The following is a 20,266-nucleotide window of genomic DNA, read 5'->3' as shown; positions in this document are numbered from 1 at the left end:
CTATTGAAGATGAATAAAATTAAATACTTACTTTTAGTTTGCTTGGCTTTCTTGAGTTGTAAAGGTCAGGAACCAACTTCATTTTCAGAAGCTGCATTAAATGACAGCTTTTTAAATTTACAAGGAGAAGAAGTGACTTTTAAGGACATTTTAGAAGCCCATAAAGGCCAAACTATAGTCATTGATATCTGGGCCTCTTGGTGTAAGGATTGTATTGGTGGCATGCCAAAAGTTAAAGTTTTACAGCAAACACATCAAGAAGTAGTGTATATCTTTTTGTCATTGGATAAAAGCCAGGAAGCCTGGAAAAGAGGGATTGAAAAATATGATGTCAATGGAAATCATTATTTCATGCAATCTGGTTGGAAGGGAGATTTTGGTTCCTTTGTCAATCTGGATTGGATACCAAGATATATGGTCATTGATAAAGAAGGAAACATAAAAGTATTTAAAGCTGTTGAAGCAGACGATAAAAAAATAAAAGACGAATTAAAATGAGACAACAAATAGTAGCAGGAAACTGGAAAATGAATAATGATTTAGCACAAACAGAATCATTAATTACTGAATTAAAAAAAATCAAAAAAACTTCAAATGCTGAGGTGATGGTGGCACCAACATTTACAAACCTATTTAGAGCATTTGATGCATTACGTAACAATGATATTGAAGTCATTGCGCAAAACATGCATTTCGCAGAAAATGGAGCTTACACTGGAGAGATTAGCGCAAGCATGTTAAAAAGTGTTGGCGTTAATACAGTAATTTTGGGTCATAGTGAGCGCAGAGCCTATTTTAATGAAACAGATGAGATGTTAGCCAAAAAGGTTGATGCTGCTTTAGCTAATAACATGCGTGTTATATTTTGTTTTGGTGAAGAATTGGCAGACAGAAAATCTGGCAATCACGAAAATATTGTTGAGAGCCAAATAAAAAACGCCTTATTTCATTTAGAAGCATCAGCATTTAAAAATATTGTGTTGGCTTATGAGCCTGTTTGGGCCATTGGAACCGGCGAAACAGCAAGCCCTGAACAAGCTCAGGATATGCATGCTTTTATAAGAAAGACATTAAGTAATAAGTATGGTAAAGTAGTTGCAGATGCTGTTTCTATCCTTTATGGTGGTAGTGTCAAGCCAAATAATGCCCAGGAAATTTTCTCTAAACCAGATGTAGATGGTGGCTTAATAGGTGGAGCAGCGCTTAATGCAACTGACTTTTTTGCTATTGTAAACGCATTTTAAAAAATAATCTTTTGGGCGTTACCCAAGGGTCGCGCTATCCACTGTATCTTTTTGGCGCTTTTAGCGCCAAAAAGGATGCCGTTTCTATCGCTAACGCAAACTTCAATAAACGAAGATATTCCTAAATCAAAAATAACAGATGGTAAATAACATGTATAACATCATTTATATAGGTTACCAGTTTAAAGTAACACCATTACAACCAGGAGTTGAAATTCTTATTGCAGAACTGGGTTATGCCGGATTTGAAAGTTTTGTAGAAACCGAAGAAGGAGTTACAGCCTACATTCAAAAAGAAGAGTGGAACGGTGACATTTTAAATGATATTCAAATTCTGAATTCTGATGAATTTGAAATTTCTTACACCTTTGATGATATAGAGCAGGTTAACTGGAATGAAGAATGGGAGAAAAATTTTAGCCCAATAGTTGTTGATGATGCATGCTCTGTGCGTGCGCCATTTCATGAAAAACCAGAGACTACATACGATATTGTTATAGAACCAAAAATGAGTTTTGGTACGGGTCATCATGAAACCACGCATATGATGATACAACATATTTTAAACAATGATTTTAAAGATAAATCGGTTTTAGACATGGGTTGCGGCACGGGAGTTTTAGCCATTTTAGCAGAAATGAAAGGCGCCAGACCCATTGATGCAGTTGATTTTGATAATTGGTGTTACGTTAACAGTATTGAAAATGTGGAGCGTAATAACTGTGAGCATATTACGGTAATAGAAGGAGATGCAAGCGTGTTAAGCAACAAAAAGTATGATGTTATTATTGCTAATATTAACCGTAATATTTTACTTAAGGACATGGCAGTTTACGCCGCCTGTTTAAATAAAAAAGGTCTGTTATTTTTAAGTGGATTTTACAAGGAAGATATTCCCATGATTCAGCAAGCATGTGAAAAACATATGTTAAAATTTCAAGAAAAGTTAGAAAGAAATAATTGGGTCTCTTTAAAATTTTTAAATTAGTCAAAAAATTCTTGCTATGAGTACTAAAGAAAAAACTTCAGAAGACCTTTTACTTAACGAAAAATTGGTGTCTCAAAAAGAAATTGTTTTATACAATGATGATGTCAATACCTTTGATCATGTTATTGAAACACTCATGAAAACTTGTGAGCATACGCCTGAACAAGCAGAGCAATGTGCTTTGATAGTGCATTATAACGGGAAATGTACGGTAAAAACAGGTCCATACAACGATTTAAAACCACGATGCTCTATGTTGTTGAAAGCCGGGTTAAACGCTGAAATTATTTAAAAAAATCTTGTAAAGTAAATTACTTCTTCTTACAAGTATTAAGTCCAAAAGGTAAATAAAGTGGGCAAAAACTAATGAAACTTGTCAATAAGAATACAAGGGCAAATGCCATTAGTACATATGCTAAAGTGCCTTCTACAACTTTAAAATAGTATAAAGCAGCTATTACCAGCGCCATAACTATTCTAATACCTTTGTCTGTACTTCCCATGTTTTTTTTCATAATATATAGTTTAATTTATTTTATAGTTGAAGGACATACAAAATCTGACATTTGTACGCCTGTTTTTTTAAGTTCTTCAAAACCTCCTTCAATATTGACTAAATTAAAGAAACCGCGTGCTTTTAAGATAGAGGCGGCAATAACAGAACGGTAACCACCAGCGCAATGAATATGATAGGTTTTAGTTTTATCAATAGTGTGTAGGTTATCATTTATAAAATCTAAAGGAAAATTTTCAACACCTTTTAAATTTAAATACATAGATTGATGTTCGCCAGATTTTCTAACATCCAAAATATTCAGGTTCTGAACCTTAGCTTTATGCGTAAATTCTTCTGCTGTAATAGAATCTAAAACATCTACATCTTTACCAGAAGCCTTCCAACTTTCAAATCCTCCCTTTAAATATCCTAAGGTATTATCGTATCCAACACGTGATAATCGTGTTACTGTTTCTTTTTCTTTTCCTTTTGGAGTCACTAATAGGATGGGTTGTTTTAGATCTGGTATTAATGCACCAACCCAAGGTGCAAAGGCACCATGTATACCAATAAATATAGAATTAGGTATATGTCCTGTAATAAATTCATGTTCTGGTCTTACGTCCAGTACCAGTGCACTCTCATGATTAGCTATGGCTTCAAATTCATCAATTTCTAATGGGATATTCCCTTTTTTCAACACCATTTCAAAGGGGTCATAACCAGATTTATTCATCATGGCATTTTTTGCAAAATATTGTGGAGGAGGAGGAATACCATCCAATACTTCTTTAACAAACTCTTCTTTAGTCATATCAGCTCTAAGCGCGTAATTGGTTTGTTTTTGCTCACCAAGAACTCCTACAGTTTCTTTACTTAAATTCTTGCCACAGGCAGAACCGGCTCCATGAGCGGGATAGACAATCACATCATCAGCCAAAGGCATTATTTTATCGCGTAATGAGTGATATAACATGCCAGCTAAATCTTCTTTGGTTAAATCAGATTTTATCGCTAAATCAGGTCTCCCAACATCACCTAAAAATAAGGTGTCACCAGAAAAAATAGCATGATTTTTGCCTTTCTCATCAATCAATAAAAAGGTTGAAGATTCTAGTGTATGGCCTGGCGTATGCAATACCTTTATGGTAATATTACCAAGTTTAAATGATTCATTGTCCTTAGCAATGTATGCGCTATAATCTGTTTCAGCACCTGGACCAAATACAATAGTTGCCCCAGTTTTTTTGGCCAAATCTACATGACCAGAAACAAAATCTGCATGAAAATGGGTTTCAAAAATATATTTAATTTTTGCATTTTCTTTATTTGCTTTATCAACATATTGTTGTGTTTCTCTTAAAGGATCAATAATAGCAACTTCGCCATTTGATTCAATATAATAGGCTCCTTGTGCTAAACATCCAGTATATATTTGTTCAATCTTCATTCAGTAAATTTTAAAATGTAAAAATAAAAAATAGTCTTAGTTCTTATGTAATATTTGTGACGTTTAGTTATTTATTTCCTTATATAGAATATAAAAAGCCATGGCTAAAGTTAACCATCCAAAGCCTTTTTTTAATTTCTTACCACTGATATATTTTGAAATAAATACCCCAATTAAAATCCCTATAATAGTAAAGGAAGAAAACGTTAATAAAAATAACCATTCTATTTCGATTGTTTGTAAATCACCAGTAAAACCTATTAAAGAGTTTATGGTTACTATTATTAAGGAGGTTCCAACTGCTTTTTTCATTGGGAGATTTGCCCAAAGAACCAAGGCAGGAACATATAAAAAACCACCACCTGCACCTATAATGCCCGTTACAGTTCCAATAACAATTCCTTGAATGAAAGTCATGTAATAGGGTTGCTTAAAATTCAATAATTCTTTCTCTTCATTTTTAGTTCTAATCATTGAAATGGAGGCCAAAAGCATCACTATTGAGAAAAAAGTCATGATGGCCATGTCTTTAGAAATGGGAAAAGCACCTATATTAAATAACACTTCCGGCAGGTTAGGAACTAAATATCTTCTTGACAAATACACCGCCATGAAAGAAGGAAATGAAAAGGCTAATCCAATTTTAATATCTGCCAATCCTTTTCTTATTTTTTGGACAGCCCCTACCATTGAGGAAGAGCCAACTACAAATAGCGAGTATGCGGTTGCTATTACAGGATTATAACCCAAAACATAAACCAGTAATGGGACCGTTAAAATAGAACCTCCTCCACCTACCAGACCTAAAACCAGTCCTACAAGTAAAGCGCCTAAATATCCAAAAATTTGTAATGAATCCATTTTAATGCGGTAGTTTATCTTTTACGGCTCCATAAATTAAAGTGCCCAGTAATGCCGCTAAAATTACAATAATCATGCTGTAAACTCCAGCGCCTACTAAAATATACATAGGTCCTGGACAAGCACCAACAAGTGCCCAGCCTAATCCAAAGATAATACCTCCAACTATATATCTGATAAAACCACGCTCTTTTTCTGGAACATTAATTTCAAGACCTAGAAGGTTTTTAAAATGTTGTTTTTTTGAAATTTGTAAAAAGATAAGCCCTGTAGCGATGGCCGTGCCTATAATACCATACATATGGAATGACTGAAAACGGAACATTTCATAAATGCGGTACCAGGAAACGGCTTCAGATTTGAACAGTACAATTCCAAAAAATATTCCTATAAATAAAAATTTAAAATATTTCATAACTTATAATATGTAGGGTAAAATAAAATTTGTCATTATTAAGCCTCCTATAAAAAAACCAACCACAGCTATTAAAGAAGGTTTTTGTAAGCTGCTCAATCCTGTGATGGCATGACCTGAGGTACATCCACCAGCGTAGCGTGTTCCAAATCCAATTAAAATACCTCCTATAATTAAAATAAGTAATCCGTGTGCAGAAGTAATGGCTTCAAATCCAAAGAGTTCATCTGGAACAATGCTTTTTCCAGAGTTATTAAAACCAAGATTATTTAATTCATTAATAGTTTTTAAATTAAGATTTGTATTTGTTTCAACTGACAGGTAATTTTTAGAAATAAAACCACCAATTAGTGCACCAAGAATGACAATTAAATTCCATTTTTTTTCTTTCCAATCAGATCTGAAAAAGTCTATAAATTTTCCAGCACCTGCCATAGAGCACATGGTTGCTAGGTTTGAGGACATTGCAAACGTTTTTCCAAAATAGAGTAGCATTGCCATAACCAAAGCAATTAAAGGCCCCGATATATACCATGGCCATGGGTTTAAAATATATTCCATGAATTAAATTTGTTATTATTATAAATTAAGGCGAAGATTTTTTTCAATTAAAATAATTTAAAATTGTAATACTTCAATTTTGTTGCGACTTAATTTAATTTTATTTTCATTTTCCAATTGTTTCAAAATTCTAGAAATCACAACCCTTGAAGTGTGTAAATCATCAGCAATGTCATTGTGTTTAATTTCTAAACTGGTTGATGCGCTTATTTTAACTTTGTCAATTAAATATTTAAATACGCGCTCATCCATTTTTAAGAATGCTAGGGTATCAATCGTTTCAAGCATTTCATTAAAGCGTATTTGATAAGCATCTAAAATAAAATTTCGCCAACTCGCATTAGTGTGAAACCAATCATGAATTTTTTTTACAGGTATTAAAACTAAACTAGAGTCACTTTCAGCGACGGCTCTAATATTACTTTTAGAAGTTTTTAAGCAACAGGTTAGTGACATGGCACAAGTATCACCAGCTTCAAGGAAGTACAGTAACAGTTCATTACCATGATCGTCTTCTCGTAAAATTTTTATATTTCCAGATAATAATAAAGGAATATAATTAAGTGGCTGATTGATATCTATAATAATATCATCCTTTTTAAATTCCTTATAAATACCTGTTTCAAATATTTCATTTAACAGTTTTTCATCTAGAATTTGATTAAATTTTTGTTGTAGTAATTTATTTGTCATGCCCAAAAGTAATCATTTTTCAAAATTGAAATAAATAGTTTGGCTGTAATTTAATAAAAATACTATATTTGCAGCCACAAAAACGGCCTCGTGGCGCAACTGAATAGCGCACTTGATTACGGCTCAAGAGGTTACTGGTTTGAATCCAGTCGAGGTCACAAAATAGAAATCAATAAAATTCATTACCCCACAGTTCCTAGGAACTGTGGGGTTTTTGTTTTCAGTTGGGTTCTTTAAATTTCGTTTAAACCCGTTTTTTTATTTCACTATTATTTCACCAAACGAAATAATATTTCACTAAAATGTTAAAACGCGGAAAAGGTATAAAATCTCTATATCTAAAAGCGTAGTTAATTTAGGCCTTTGTTTTCAATTGTGTTTATAACAATTCAGTTCATGTCACTTTTTTGTTCCACAAATATTTTATAAAAATTTAAATCTTTAACAAAATTTAAAAATTATGGCAACAACACTCAAATTTTACATTAAAACGCCAAAAAAGATTGAGGATATCAAGAGTTATCCGATGTACCTCCGAATTATCCACAATCTCAAAAAATCTGAAGGTAAAATTAGTGCCACAAAAATAAACAGTAAAGACCTTGAATATGAGGGGAATCTAAATTTGATTGTTTCTCTTTTCGCGTAAAGATTAATTCATAATAAAGTGTGTTTAAATTGAATATATTTGTATAATTATGAAACTAAGACTCTCTTTTTTTTTAATTATTGTTTTTTTCTATAATAAGTTAGTTGCACAGTATACGCCATATTTTCAAAATTATTCATTATCTGAATATAATGCTGGTAATCAGAACTGGGACGTTTCAAAAGCAGAAAATGGAAAAGTTTATGTAGCAAATAATAATGGTTTGTTAGAATATGATGGGCTAAAATGGGATTTTAAGGAACTACCAAATAAAACTACCATACGTTCCGTATTGGCTGTGAATGAAAGGATTTATACTGGTTCGTATGAAGAGTTTGGTTATTGGAAAAATAATTCAACTGGAGCATTAATATATACTTCATTAAGTGATTCAATTCGAAATGATATTTCTGTAAATGAAGAAATATGGCAAATCGTGTCTTTTAATGAAACAATTGTTTTTAGGTCATTTTCAAATATTTACTTGTATAATGTTAATGGCGCAATAAAAAAAATAAATATTGATTCTACAATTATTTCATGTGATGTTGTGCACAATTCATTATATGTATCTACTCTTCAAAATGGAATATACCAGCTTGAAAATAATGCTCTAATATCTAAAATAAATGATAAAGTTTTATATGACACCAAGATTGTTTCTATAGTAAATTATTATTCTAAGCTGCTTATTACAACCTCTCTTAAAGGTTGTTTTATTTATGATAATAATAAAATGTTACCTGTAAATTTTGAGGTTAATAGTTTCATTAAACAGCAACAATTAAATGCCTTTTCAGTCCTGAAAAATGGAAACATGGTTTTTGGAACAATCAAAGACGGTATTTATCTTACAAATAATGAGGGTGAAATTATTTTTCATATAAATAAGGAAAATGGATTGGTTAATAATACCATTTTAGGCCAATATTTAGATGAGAACAATACTTTGTGGCTTGGTTTAGATAATGGAATTGCGTCTATTGACTTGAGCAGTCCTAATTATTTTTTTAATGATATTTCCGGAAAATTAGGAGCTGTTTATGATGTTGTAAAATTTAACGATGTCATTTATATAGGTAGTAATACAGGGCTCTTTTATTTGGACAAAAATAATAGACTGGAATTTGTAAAAGGTTCGCATGGTCAAGTATGGTACTTAAAGGAAATTAATGGTGAACTATTTTGTGGGCACAATGATGGAACTTTTTTGGTCAAAGATAAAAAGCTATTTCCTATTTCAACTTATACGGGTGGTTGGATAATTAAAAATGTACCGGAACATAAAAATATTTTCATAGAAGGCACTTATGCCGGACTTGTTCGGTTCAAAAAGACTAAGGACAAATGGGAAATTAAGCATTTAGGTAAAACCACGATGCCAATTCGGTTTTTAGTTTTTGAAGATCAAAATATTGCATGGGCAGCTCACGCTTATAAAGGTCTTTATAAAATCAAGTTTGAAAAAAATTACGATTCAATAATTAGTATAGAAAATTATAATAAAAGAGGTGTTTTTTCTGATTTTAATATTAGAGTTTACAATATAAAAAACATCATTTGTATTAAAACTAATGATGGATGGTTAAAATATGAACCCATACTTGATAGCATAGTTCCCTTTGATTTATTAAATGAAAATTTTGGGAAGAATTCTTATATAATATCTGAAGATGACGTAGATCAATTAGTGCTTAAAATGCCAAATGATGTTATTAGCTTTAAATCAATTTTAAATAAAGAAAAGGATATTTCGTTATCAAATAAATATTTCGAAAACCGCTTAATCATTGGTAACGAAAAGGTTTCTAAGATTACTGATTCTACTTTTACGCTTAATTTGAACAATGGTTTTATGCTTATTAATAATAGATTTGATTCAAAAAAGTCACTTTTAAAACCCCAAATTGAAAGTATAAAAATTAATAAAGAGTTAATTGAACTAGAGCCTAAAAGAGTTATCGAATTTAAATTAAACAGTAGTCTTGTTATATCGGTTTCATCTCCAAAATCAGGTAATCATTTCTTTGAGTATTCAATATTAGAATTAGATTCTAAGAAGTGGAATAGGTTAGATAAAGATAAGCTAGAACTATCAAATTTAAAGGATGGTACTTATACTATTTTGTTTAGAACAAGTGATAATTTTGAAAAATCATCTTTGCCAAATAAATTAACAATAAAAGTATTGCCACCTTGGTACAAAGACACTTTAGGTTTTATTATATACTTTGTTTTAATAGCGATTGCAGGGTTTATTCTATATTTAGTTAATAAGAGGAAAGTTATTATAGAACAGAGATTATTAAAAATTCAATTCGCAAAAGAGCAGCAAGAGATATTAAGAGAAAAAACTTTGGATAATGAAAAGCGAATAGTTCAATTAAAGAATGAATCACTTAGAAATGAAGTAAAATTGAAGAGTAAACAGTTGGCAAATACAGCTATGGCTTTAGTTAAGAAGAATGAAACATTACAGGATATTAAAAACGAATTAACTGATAATAAGGATAGCTTTAAAAATCAATATGCATATAAAAAGATTTTAACTAAAGTAGATAAATCCATTGAACATAAAGATGAATGGAAAATTTTTGAATATAATTTTAATCAAGTTCATGAAGAGTTTTTTAATAGTCTTAAGTCTAAACATTTAAATTTAACTCCGAAAGATTTAAAGATTTGTGCATACATCAAAATGAATCTATCAAATAAGGAAATTGCACCTTTGATGAATGTTTCTTTAAGAGGTTTAGAAACACATAGATACAGACTAAAAAAGAAATTAGATGTAGAAAATGACATTTCTTTAACATCATATTTGATAAATTTGTAATAAAGTGTATTTAAAATTACGTTATCCCTTGTTGTAACATACTTCATTACTACGTCATATAACGTTTTATTAGCCCTTTTCACTCACTTAAATATTGTTTTAGTATACGTCATATATAGTTAATTTGACTTTATTACTGATTAATGGCGTATTTAAAGTGTAATGGCTTTTTACCTCAAACTAAAAATAGGCTCTATCTTGTAGTTGACTAATTAATTCAATTGTGTATATGAAAACAAAAATTATTTTATTATTACTTTTTCTGGTCTCTGTGAGTAGCTTTGCCCAAAATATGATAGTTTCTGGAACGGTAACGGGTTCAGAAGATAATATGCCAATACCAGGTGTTAATGTTATAGTAAAGGGAACAAGTCGAGGAGTAAGTACTGATTTTGATGGTAATTATTCTATACAAGTTAGCGAAGGAGAAATTCTTGAATTTAGCTCTCTTGGACTAAAAACAAAATTAATTACTATTAGTAACCAAACTATAATTAACATAGCTCTTGACACAGATATTGAGTCTTTGGGTGAAGTTGTTGTAGTCGGTTATGGTACTGCCAAAAAAAGAGATCTTGCCGGTTCAATTGTTAGGGTTGAGGGTGATATTGTTGCAGACAAACCCAATGCAAACCCAGTTGCTTCTTTGCAAGGTAGAGTTGCAGGTTTATCGGTAGTTAATTCTGGACAACCTGGACAGGAACCTGATATACGTATCAGGGGAACTGTGAGTAGAAATCAAACGAAGCCTTTGTATGTGGTTGATGGAATTTTTAGTGAAGACATTAGCTATATCAATCCAAATGACATCGATTCTATTGAGTTATTAAAGGACCCATCGTCTTTAGCCATATTTGGAGTAAGAGGAGCTAATGGAGTCATTCTTGTTACAACTAAGAAGGCAAAAGAAGGAAAATTAAATATTACCTTTTCAGCATCTACTGGTTTTAAAAATATTACTGGAGAACCAGACATGGCAGATGCTAATTTATTTAAAACATTATATGATGAACGATTGGATAATGATGGATCTGCTCCTTATGGTTTTTATAATTTGTTTAACGGCAATACTAATTGGGTTGATGAAATTACAAATAATGGTGCAACAGTTCGAAATGCCAATTTAAGTATTCAAAGTGGTAACGAATCAAATAAAATGAGTGTTGGTTTGGGATATTTAGAGGAAGAAGGCATTATAAAAAATGAAAAATTACAAAAGGTAACCTTTAATATCAATGATGAAGTTAAAATTTCAGATAATATTAAAGTAGGGATAGGTATTAGTGGAGTAAAATCAGATTTACCAAATCTAGGGAATTATGTATCCTCTTTAAATGCCACTCCTATAGTCAGCCCTTTTAATTCAGAAGGTATTTATAACCAATTACCCATTGCAATTGGTGGAGCTCAAATAGGCAATCCTCTTCTCGTTGTAAACGAAAGATTACCTAAAAATATTAATAATTCATATCGATTTGTAGGTAACATTTTTGCAGAATTCAAATTTTTAAAGGATTTCACCTTTAGAACTGCATATTCTGGAAATTATGATAATACAAAAGGAAGGGGTTATTCGCCACTCACACCAGTATATGTAGCAGAGAGTGATGAAATTGCCAATTATTCCGGGCAAATATTATCGAGTGTTTATCAATACAATAATATCAAACAAGATTTTCAACAAGATTATCTGTTAACTTATACAAAAGAATTTGGAGACCATGGTATTACGGCTTTATTAGGTTATACTACATTTCAAGAATATTTTGAAAACATTAATGGCTCAGTAAAACAATTAGCAGGAGGCGATCCAATTCCAAACGATCCAAGATTTTGGTATTTAAATGTGTTCCCGTTTGGTGATCCAGATACAAGGATTTCAAACTCAGAACAATGGGATAGAGCGACTACATCTGGTTTATTTCGTGTTTTATATAACTATAAGAGGAAATATATCTTAAACGGTTCATTTAGAAGAGATGCTTCTTCCGAATTGCCAAAAGAAACTAGAGGTCAAAATTTTTGGTCATTAGGTGCAGCTTGGGAAGTAAGTAAAGAAAAATTCATGGAAAATAGTTCTATAAATTATTTGAAAATTAAGGGTTCTTATGGAGAATTGGGAAATCAATATAATGCGGTGCACTACCCTTATTTACCTAATTATCAACTAGGCGCTTCTGCTGTATTAGGCAATCCGCAAAGTGTTATTCCTGCATATGTATTGGCATACAGAAATACAGATAATTTAAAATGGGAAACGATTACTTCTTATGAAGCTGGTATTGAGATGGCTACTTTTGACAACAGATTAGAATTTGAAGCTACCTATTATAATAAATTAACAAAAGATTTATTGGTATTTGTTTCAAGTGGAAGTGATCAATTTTATACAAATGCCGGAGAAATCGAAAATAGGGGATTTGAATTTACATCTTCTTGGAATGATAACATCGGTCCAGATTTTAAATATTCAATAAGTGGAAATTTAGCAACTATTAAAAATACCGTAAACTCAGTATTTGAGCCAGGTTTTGAGGTTTTTTCTGGACCAACTCGTACCCGAGCAGGCGATCCTATTGGTTCGTTTTACGGTTATATAGTTGATGGTCTTTATCAATCGAATTTAGATATTGCCGCTTCTCCACCAAGTGCGCTAGGAGCTTACACCCCTGGAGATTTTAAATATAGAGATGTTAATGGTGATGGTGAAATAACACCAGATGATAGAACAGTAATAGGAAATCCAACCCCTGATTTTACTTATGGTATAAGTACAAATCTTTCTTATAAAAACTTTTCATTAGACATAGATGTACAAGGTGTTTATGGAAATGAAATCTGGAGAAACTGGGGTAATGGAAGTACTTTTGCCCAATTTAATTACAGAGCAGTTAGGGAAAATAGATGGATTGGTGCAGGGACCTCCAACTGGGAGCCAAGGTTAACGGAAGCTTCAGGCTATAACAAACTAAATTCTACTTATAATATCGAAGATGGTAGTTATGTAAGAATAAGGAATATCCAATTGGCTTATAATTTTAAACGAATGAGTATAAAAAGTATTGATTTTACTAATATGAGATTGTACATCAACGCACAAAATTTATATACTTGGAAACATAATTCTGGGTTTACCCCTGAAGCAGGAGGATCTCCGATTGAGTTTAGTATTGATAATGGTGGATATCCTTTACCAATGGTTACTAGCTTAGGTTTTAGTGTGTCATTTTAATAAAATATAAAAACTAATAATTATGAATAATATAATAAAAGAAACATTCTTTAATATAAAGTATACATTAGGTGCGCTACTTATATTATTATTTATTGCTTCGTGTAATGGTGATTTATTAGACACCAAACCCTTAGGAATTGCCACAGTAGGAGATCTAACCACCGGTGGTTTTGAAGCAGATGCTTTTGGACTTTATGGGCAACTAAGAAATTCAGCTGTTTCAGATTGGACGAGATATTGGTTCCAAAGTATTCGTTCTGATGATGCCGCAAAAGGAAGTTCGGCAGGTGATGCAGCACAAGCAGGAGCTGATTTTAATGATTTTGGGTATTCCAAAGATATTTTTCTTAATGATGGCAATTGGAATGACCATTACAAAGTAATTAATGCATGTAATGATTTAATAGATGCCATTGAAGTTTCAGGGTTAACTGATACTGGGACGATGATAAATATGGCAGAAGCTAGAATGATAAGAGCCTTTCTTTATTTTGATTTACGAAGAGATTATGGTGAAATCCCTATAATTGATAAAAAAATAGTAGAAGTAACAGATGGTAATAAGGCTAAATCTACAGTAGCAGAAGTTGATGCTTTTATTGAGGCTGATTTATTATATGCAAGTGAACATTTGCCATTAACTTGGGTGTCTAATTTTGAAGGTAGGGCTACCAAAGGTTTTGCAAATGCCTTACTGGCTAAATTATATTTATATCAAGCTTCGACAACCAGTTCACAAGAAAAATACACAGCTTCTTTGGCTAAAAGTGAAGAAGTTATCAATTCTGGAGTTTATACATTAGTGCCTTCATACAAAACTTTATTCAGTCTTGAAGGCAACAATTCTGCTGAATCTATCTTTGAAGTGCAGCAACTGGTTACAGAATCTGGGCAAACGTTCAGTAATAATTATTATGTATCTCAAGGCGTAAGAGGAACAGGTGCTTGGGACTTAGGTTGGGGTTTTAATGTGCCTACACAAAATTTAGTGGATGCTTATGAAACAGGAGATCCTAGAAAAGACCATACCATTTTAGTATCAGGTGAAGATGATGGGGGTTATGGTAGTGGAATATTACCTGGAACGCCTCCGTTAGATCAATTATATTGGAACAAAAAAGCTTATACAGAAGCGGCAACTAGAACTAAATTAAGTCAAAGACAGAATAATTGGGAAAATATAAAGATTATTAGATATGCTGATATTCTTTTAATGGCAGCAGAAGCAGCATTTCAAACAGGAAATGCAGCACTTGCTTCAGACTATTTAAATCAGGTAAGAGCAAGAGCAAGAGGCGGGGCAGCTGTACTACCAGATGTAACGGCAACTCTAGCAGCTATCAAACATGAAAGAAGGATTGAATTGGCTTTGGAAGGCGAGCGTTTTTACGATGTCGTTCGTTGGGGTGATGGAACTGCTGTTCTAGGAAGTTTAGGTTTTCTACCAAAACATGAGTATTATCCAATACCACAAGCAGCTATAGATCAATCACAGGGTGTGCTGATACAAAATCCAAATTATTAATTATTATTTTGAAAATATTTAGTTATGAGAAAACGAATTAAGTTAAATATAAAAATGGTTTATGTAGTTATGACTGCATTAATCATAGCGAGTTGTCAAAATTTAGACACACCAGCTTTTTCAGAGTATGAAATAGATCCTTCTGTGGTCAAGATTATTTCTCCAACAGAAGGAGCCACTATTAAAGTTTTTGAAGAACCCTCTTCATTAGAAATAGAATTTGAAGTCAATGATGATAATTTGGTGAGTACCATATCAATAGCTTTGGATGGCACTGAGATAGCTGATTATAGCAATTTTAGTAATCCAAGACATATTTCTGAAACATACACTTACGAAGGTTTAGTTATTGGAGACCATAGAGTAGTAGTAATATCTACAGATGTTAATGGAAAATCTACTATGGCTGAAGCAAATTTTAGTAAACAAGCACCCTATACATCATTATTTGATGGAGAGTCCTTATATATGCCATTTGATGGAGACTACAGAGATTTAATAGGATTTAAAATAGCAGATCAAGTAGGAACTCCAGGTTTTCTTGGTACTGGTTTTGCTAGTGCAAATGCCTATAAAGGGGCTCCAGATTCTTATTTGGAATTTCCAGCTGATGGCTTATTAAGTAGTGAATTCAGTGCTACTTTTTGGTATAAAGTGAATTCAAATCCAGATAGAGCAGGTATTTTGGTTATTGGAAATGACACTCCTGAAAATAGAAATCAAGGATTTAGATTATTTAGAGAAGGTAGTGCTACAGAGCAACGCATTAAATTGAATATTGGAACTGGTGCTGCAGAAAGCTGGAATGATGGTGGAGTTATTGATGTAGCTGCTGGAGAATGGGTTAATATTGTGGTAACTGTTTCAGCCACACAAACTAAAATTTATTTTAATGGAGTAGAAGTTAATTCAGCAGATTTGGCAGCTCCAATTGATTGGGCTGGTTGTGATAAAATATCAATTGGTTCAGGAGCTCCTACTTTTAGTTACTGGGATCATAAATCAGACTATAGTGGTATCGATGAGTTAAGGTTATTCAATAAAGCCTTGACGTCAAGTGATATTCAAATTATGCTAAATTCTTTTAATCCGTATACCCCTAAATACGCTGGAGAATCTTTCTATATGCCTTTTGATAATGGATATATAGATTTAATTGCAGGTAGAGCTGCCGGAGTTGTTGGATTGCCGGAGATCACTGATCAATCTTATGAAGGTATTGGCGCATACTTAGGGGCAACTGATGCCTATTTAACGTATCCAGCTGAAGGGTTATTAAGTAACCAATTCAGTACTACATTCTGGTATAAAGTGAATTCTAGCCCTGATAGAGCAGGGTTATTGGTTGTTGGAAATGATATCCCTGAAAATAGAAACCAAGGATTTAGATTGTTTAGAGAAGGTAGCCCTACTGAGCAACGTATTAAATTAAATATTGGAACTGGCGGCGGTGAAAGTTGGAATGATGGCGGTATTATTGATGTTACGGCTAGTGAATGGGTTCAGGTTGCAGTAACTGTTTCAGATACACAAACTAAAATTTATTTTAATGGCGTTGAAGTCAATTCAGCAGATTTGACTGCTCCAATAGATTGGACAGGTTGCGAAAGTTTTACCATAGCATCTGGTGTTCCAACATTTTCTTACTGGGATCATAAGTCTGACACAAGTATCATAGATGAATTACGTTTTTATAATAAAGCACTATCAGCAGAAGAAGTTGTACAAATTGTAGGTGGAGCATATGCACCACCCTATTTTGGATCAACCTTGTATATGCCATTTGATGGAACAAATCTTGACAAAGTGTCAAATACAAATGCTATTGTGGTAGGAACTCCAAGTTTTGCTGGAGAAAGCACAGTTGGAACGAATGCTTATGCTGGTGCAGCAGATTCATACTTGTCATTCCCAATTACAAATTTATTTGCTAATGAATTTAGTGGTGCATTTTGGTATAAAGTAAATTCAGCACCTGACCGAGCAGGTATTTTAACAGTTGCTCCTCCCATGATTGGAGTTGATAATGATTTGTCCTCTGGTTTTAGAGTATTTAGAGAAGGTAGTGGTATAGAGCAAAGAATAAAACTTCATCTTGGAACTGATGGTGGTGATGTTTGGAATGATGGCGATGTTATAGATGTTACTGCAGGACAATGGGTGCATATCGCATTTACAGTTTCGGCAACTGCCACTCAAATATATTTTAATGGTGTTGCAGTAGCAAATACTGGAAATATGACTGATAAAACTATTAGTTGGGCAAATTGCACCAATCTTTCAATTGGATCTGGAGCCCCAGGATTTATTGGATGGGGGCATTTATCAGATTTAAGTTATATAGATGACTTGATGCTTTTTGATAAAGTTTTAACTGTAGATGAAATTCAAGCAATTATGCAAAATCAATAAATAAATTAAAACTTTAAATCCTGTTTTGGGTTTAAAGTTTTAGTTGATCAGTTTAATAAGAATTGTTTGTTTTTATTTGAATTTGGCTGCATTTTTAAATGCAGCTAAATTTCTTTAACCTAAGCCAAAATGATTTATAATAACCTAAAAATAATTTCTTTTTTTAGCATTATTTTACTGCTATTTAATTGTAATAAAAAAAAGGAACTTATTTCAAAAGTTGAAAATAATTTAGATATTCTTTCAGAAAGTGAATTATTAGATACTATTCAAAAACAAACTATAAATTATTTTTGGGATGGTGCGGAACCTAATTCAGGTTTAGCTAGAGAGCGTTTGCATATGGATAATGTATATCCAACGTCTCCAAAAAATACAGTAACAACTGGTGGAAGTGGGTTTGGGCTCATGGCTATTTTAGTAGGTGTTGAAAGAGGATTTATTTCTAGAGAAGATGCCTTAAGTAGATATTTTAAAATTGTTGATTTCCTTGAAAAAGCGGACAGATTTCACGGTGCTTGGCCACATTGGATAAATGGCGAAACAGGAAAGGTGGTTCAGTTTAGTAAAAAGGATAATGGAGGTGATTTAGTAGAAACGGCATTTTTAGTTCAAGGTCTTTTAACAGTTTCTGAATATTTTAAAGATGGGAATAAGAAAGAGCAAGAACTTGTTTCTAAAATTGATACTCTTTGGAAGGATATAGAATGGGATTGGTATACTAAAGGTGAAGATGTTCTTTATTGGCACTGGTCTCCTGAATATGCTTGGGATATGAATTTTCCTGTAGGCGGGTATAACGAATGTTTAATCATGTATGTTCTTGCTGCTTCATCACCAACGCATTCAATAACTAAAGATGTTTATGAAAAAGGCTGGGCAAAAAGCGGATCTATTGTTTCAAATGATTCTCTGTATGGAGAGGCTTTAGTTTTAAATTATTATGAGAATGATGACGCACCTGTTGGACCATTATTTTGGGCGCATTATTCTTACTTAGGATTAAATCCAAATGGTTTGTCTGATCAATATGCTGACTATTGGAAACTCACTCAAAATCAAGCAAAAATTCATTATAAATATGCCCTAGATAACCCTAATTATTTTAAAGGTTATGGAGATAGTCTTTGGGGATTAACTTCCAGTTATTCTATTAATAGCTATGCGGGTCATAGACCAGGTAATGACCTTGGTGTTATTTCTCCAACAGCAGCATTAGCATCGTTTCCATACACTCCAAAAGAAAGCATGAAAATGCTAAAAAACTTGTATAAAAATCACGATACCTTAATTGGTAAATATGGACCTTATGATGCATTTAGTTTACAAGATAATTGGTTTTTACCAAGATATTTGGCTATTGATCAAGGTCCAATTCCGGTAATGATTGAGAATTATCGTTCCGGGTTAATATGGAATTTATTTATGAAAAATGAAGATGTTAAAAATGGATTGCAAAAGTTGGGGTTTACAATTAATAGAAAGTTAAAATGAAAATGAATACAAGAATTATTTTAGTACTATGTTTTACCCAAATTTTTATTTCTTGTTCAAGAGATTCTATTCTTGATTATGGAGAGACTAATAATCCAAATGGGAATGACCCTATTGTTGAAAATTCTTTGACAGATGAAGAACTGATGGACCTTACCCAGAAGGAAACATTCAAATATTTTTGGGATTTTGCAAATTCAAGTTCAGGAGCTGCTAAAGAACGTTATCATCCAAACGATCCAACATTAAATCAAAATGTTGTAACTACTGGAGGAACAGGTTTCGGATTAATGGCTATTTTAGTCGGAATTGAAAGAGGATTTGTAACAAGAGCTGAAGGTACCGCTAGATTAAATAAAATTCTAACATTTTTTGAAAATGCAGGTCGTTTTCATGGTGCTTGGCCACATTGGATTGATGGTGATACGGGTCATGTTATTCCATTTGGCACAAAAGATAATGGAGGCGATTTAGTTGAAACCGCATTTTTAGTTCAAGGTTTAATTTGTGTTAAAGAATATTTTAAAAATGGTTCAACGGAAGAAAAAGCGCTGTCAGCTCTTGCAGATAATCTTTGGAAAGGTGTAGAATGGAATTGGTATACCCAAAATCAAGATGTCTTATATTGGCACTGGAGCCCCAACTATGGTTTCGATATTAATTTTAAATTAGTAGGATATAACGAGACGTTAATCAGCTATGTTCTGGCTGCTGCTTCACCTGATTATAATATTACTAAAGTAGCTTATGAAAAAGGGTGGGCTAGTTCTGGAAGTATAGTCTCGTCAGTAACTCAATATGGTTATCCATTGATATTAACACATGCAGAAGGTTCAGATTTTGGAGGGCCATTGTTTTTTAGTCACTATTCCTTTTTAGGTTTAAATCCTAAAAATTTAACCGATCAGTATGCTAATTATTGGAGTCTTGTTGTAAATCACACCAAAATAAATCGTCAGTATTGTATTTCAAATCCTAAAAATTATGTTGATTATGGTTTAAATTGCTGGGGTTTAACCGCAAGTTATTCAAGAAATTCAGATGGTTCAATGGGGTATTCTGCACATAGTCCATCGAATGATTTAGGGATTATTTCCCCAACAGCGGCGATTAGTTCAATTCCTTATACCACAACCGAATCCTTAGCAGCAATGCATTTTTTTTACAGTAAAAAGGACAAACTGCTTGGTCCAGCAGGGTTTTATGATGCGTTTAGCCCTCAAAATAATTATTGGGTTGCTGAGGCTTATTTGGCTATAGATCAAGGACCTCAAATTATTATGATAGAAAATTACAGGACAGGGTTACTTTGGAACTTATTTATGCAAAATCAAGACGTTCAAAATGGGCTAATCAAACTTGGATTTAATTATTAAACCATTGAGAGTGTAAAATCAAAATAAGAAT

At 32.6% G+C, this 20,266-nt stretch carries 16 protein-coding genes and 1 tRNA gene; 11 read left to right on the top strand and 6 right to left on the bottom strand.

The features are described 5' to 3' along the window. Positions 1-9 precede the first annotated feature (9 nt). From V8G56_RS13555 to V8G56_RS13540, 4 genes are all read left to right on the top strand, one after another. Positions 10-498, top strand: a complete 489-nt coding sequence (locus V8G56_RS13555; protein WP_395439001.1) for a TlpA family protein disulfide reductase — start codon at positions 10-12, stop codon at positions 496-498. After that, the gene (gene tpiA, locus V8G56_RS13550; RefSeq protein WP_395439000.1) at positions 495-1,244 is read left to right on the top strand and encodes a triose-phosphate isomerase; all 750 of its coding nucleotides are present in this window, start codon (positions 495-497) and stop codon (positions 1,242-1,244) included. Before V8G56_RS13555 ends, tpiA begins: the two co-directional genes overlap by 4 nt. Before the next feature lie 151 nt (positions 1,245-1,395). After that, positions 1,396-2,232 (top strand): 50S ribosomal protein L11 methyltransferase, encoded by an 837-nt coding sequence (gene prmA, locus V8G56_RS13545; protein WP_395439273.1) that lies wholly within the window; start codon positions 1,396-1,398, stop codon positions 2,230-2,232. A 16-nt stretch (positions 2,233-2,248) separates the two neighbouring features. Beyond that, positions 2,249-2,524 carry an ATP-dependent Clp protease adaptor ClpS gene (locus tag V8G56_RS13540; RefSeq protein WP_395438999.1) on the top strand — a complete coding sequence of 92 codons (276 nt, stop codon included), beginning with the start codon at positions 2,249-2,251 and terminating at the stop codon, positions 2,522-2,524. 19 nt (positions 2,525-2,543) lie between these two features. Here the strand turns inward: V8G56_RS13540 and V8G56_RS13535 are convergent, their stop codons facing one another. The 6 genes from V8G56_RS13535 to V8G56_RS13510 form a co-directional block, all read right to left on the bottom strand. Then, positions 2,544-2,747, bottom strand: coding sequence for a YgaP family membrane protein (locus tag V8G56_RS13535; RefSeq protein WP_395438998.1), 204 nt, complete (start codon positions 2,745-2,747; stop codon positions 2,544-2,546). 15 nt (positions 2,748-2,762) lie between these two features. Continuing rightward, positions 2,763-4,178 carry an MBL fold metallo-hydrolase gene (locus tag V8G56_RS13530; protein ID WP_395438997.1) on the bottom strand — a complete coding sequence of 472 codons (1,416 nt, stop codon included), beginning with the start codon at positions 4,176-4,178 and terminating at the stop codon, positions 2,763-2,765. Positions 4,179-4,241: 63 nt separating this feature from the next. Continuing rightward, on the bottom strand, positions 4,242-5,039 hold the full coding sequence (locus tag V8G56_RS13525) for a sulfite exporter TauE/SafE family protein (protein ID WP_395438996.1): 798 nt from the start codon (positions 5,037-5,039) through the stop codon (positions 4,242-4,244). Between the two features lies 1 nt (position 5,040). Further along, entirely contained in the window at positions 5,041-5,454 is a 414-nt protein-coding gene (locus V8G56_RS13520) for a DUF6691 family protein (protein ID WP_395438995.1), read from the bottom strand. Positions 5,455-5,457: 3 nt separating this feature from the next. Beyond that, positions 5,458-6,015 carry a YeeE/YedE family protein gene (locus V8G56_RS13515; RefSeq protein WP_395438994.1) on the bottom strand — a complete coding sequence of 186 codons (558 nt, stop codon included), beginning with the start codon at positions 6,013-6,015 and terminating at the stop codon, positions 5,458-5,460. A gap of 57 nt (positions 6,016-6,072) precedes the next feature. Next, entirely contained in the window at positions 6,073-6,708 is a 636-nt protein-coding gene (locus V8G56_RS13510) for a Crp/Fnr family transcriptional regulator (RefSeq protein WP_395438993.1), read from the bottom strand. A gap of 84 nt (positions 6,709-6,792) precedes the next feature. Between V8G56_RS13510 and V8G56_RS13505 the strand changes: the two genes are divergently transcribed. The 7 genes from V8G56_RS13505 (at position 6,793) to V8G56_RS13475 (ending at position 20,235) form a co-directional block, all read left to right on the top strand. Beyond that, positions 6,793-6,866: transfer RNA gene (locus V8G56_RS13505), tRNA-Arg, on the top strand. Positions 6,867-7,406: 540 nt separating this feature from the next. After that, complete coding sequence (locus V8G56_RS13500; protein WP_395438992.1) at positions 7,407-10,193, top strand: helix-turn-helix and ligand-binding sensor domain-containing protein; 2,787 nt, start codon at positions 7,407-7,409, stop codon at positions 10,191-10,193. A 229-nt stretch (positions 10,194-10,422) separates the two neighbouring features. Further along, complete coding sequence (locus tag V8G56_RS13495; RefSeq protein WP_395438991.1) at positions 10,423-13,425, top strand: SusC/RagA family TonB-linked outer membrane protein; 3,003 nt, start codon at positions 10,423-10,425, stop codon at positions 13,423-13,425. Between the two features lie 22 nt (positions 13,426-13,447). Continuing rightward, positions 13,448-14,953: a RagB/SusD family nutrient uptake outer membrane protein gene (locus V8G56_RS13490; protein WP_395438990.1), complete on the top strand. Its 1,506-nt coding sequence runs from the start codon at positions 13,448-13,450 to the stop codon at positions 14,951-14,953. 24 nt (positions 14,954-14,977) lie between these two features. After that, positions 14,978-17,365, top strand: a complete 2,388-nt coding sequence (locus V8G56_RS13485) for a LamG domain-containing protein (protein WP_395438989.1) — start codon at positions 14,978-14,980, stop codon at positions 17,363-17,365. A 129-nt stretch (positions 17,366-17,494) separates the two neighbouring features. Next, positions 17,495-18,859 (top strand): glucoamylase family protein, encoded by a 1,365-nt coding sequence (locus V8G56_RS13480; protein ID WP_395438988.1) that lies wholly within the window; start codon positions 17,495-17,497, stop codon positions 18,857-18,859. Positions 18,860-18,861: 2 nt separating this feature from the next. Beyond that, the gene (locus V8G56_RS13475; protein ID WP_395438987.1) at positions 18,862-20,235 is read left to right on the top strand and encodes a glucoamylase family protein; all 1,374 of its coding nucleotides are present in this window, start codon (positions 18,862-18,864) and stop codon (positions 20,233-20,235) included. Positions 20,236-20,266 lie beyond the last annotated feature (31 nt).

Source organism: Gaetbulibacter aquiaggeris (genome assembly GCF_044003965.1).
In the GTDB taxonomy this organism is placed as follows: Bacteria; Bacteroidota; Bacteroidia; order Flavobacteriales; family Flavobacteriaceae; genus Yeosuana; species Yeosuana aquiaggeris.
The sequence above is the reverse complement of the archived record's forward strand: the minus strand, read 5'-3'. Positions and strand labels throughout refer to the sequence as shown.

What these genes read in the sequence shown, in the direction of transcription:
- V8G56_RS13555 (WP_395439001.1), top strand. Translation starts at nt 10, where the DNA reads ATGAATAAAATTAAATACTTACTTTTAGTTTGCTTGGCTTTCTTGAGT.
- tpiA (WP_395439000.1), top strand. Translation starts at nt 495, where the DNA reads ATGAGACAACAAATAGTAGCAGGAAACTGGAAAATGAATAATGATTTA.
- prmA (WP_395439273.1), top strand. Translation starts at nt 1,396, where the DNA reads ATGTATAACATCATTTATATAGGTTACCAGTTTAAAGTAACACCATTA.
- V8G56_RS13540 (WP_395438999.1), top strand. Translation starts at nt 2,249, where the DNA reads ATGAGTACTAAAGAAAAAACTTCAGAAGACCTTTTACTTAACGAAAAA.
- V8G56_RS13535 (WP_395438998.1), bottom strand. Translation starts at nt 2,747, where the DNA reads ATGAAAAAAAACATGGGAAGTACAGACAAAGGTATTAGAATAGTTATG.
- V8G56_RS13530 (WP_395438997.1), bottom strand. Translation starts at nt 4,178, where the DNA reads ATGAAGATTGAACAAATATATACTGGATGTTTAGCACAAGGAGCCTAT.
- V8G56_RS13525 (WP_395438996.1), bottom strand. Translation starts at nt 5,039, where the DNA reads ATGGATTCATTACAAATTTTTGGATATTTAGGCGCTTTACTTGTAGGA.
- V8G56_RS13520 (WP_395438995.1), bottom strand. Translation starts at nt 5,454, where the DNA reads ATGAAATATTTTAAATTTTTATTTATAGGAATATTTTTTGGAATTGTA.
- V8G56_RS13515 (WP_395438994.1), bottom strand. Translation starts at nt 6,015, where the DNA reads ATGGAATATATTTTAAACCCATGGCCATGGTATATATCGGGGCCTTTA.
- V8G56_RS13510 (WP_395438993.1), bottom strand. Translation starts at nt 6,708, where the DNA reads ATGACAAATAAATTACTACAACAAAAATTTAATCAAATTCTAGATGAA.
- V8G56_RS13500 (WP_395438992.1), top strand. Translation starts at nt 7,407, where the DNA reads ATGAAACTAAGACTCTCTTTTTTTTTAATTATTGTTTTTTTCTATAAT.
- V8G56_RS13495 (WP_395438991.1), top strand. Translation starts at nt 10,423, where the DNA reads ATGAAAACAAAAATTATTTTATTATTACTTTTTCTGGTCTCTGTGAGT.
- V8G56_RS13490 (WP_395438990.1), top strand. Translation starts at nt 13,448, where the DNA reads ATGAATAATATAATAAAAGAAACATTCTTTAATATAAAGTATACATTA.
- V8G56_RS13485 (WP_395438989.1), top strand. Translation starts at nt 14,978, where the DNA reads ATGAGAAAACGAATTAAGTTAAATATAAAAATGGTTTATGTAGTTATG.
- V8G56_RS13480 (WP_395438988.1), top strand. Translation starts at nt 17,495, where the DNA reads ATGATTTATAATAACCTAAAAATAATTTCTTTTTTTAGCATTATTTTA.
- V8G56_RS13475 (WP_395438987.1), top strand. Translation starts at nt 18,862, where the DNA reads ATGAATACAAGAATTATTTTAGTACTATGTTTTACCCAAATTTTTATT.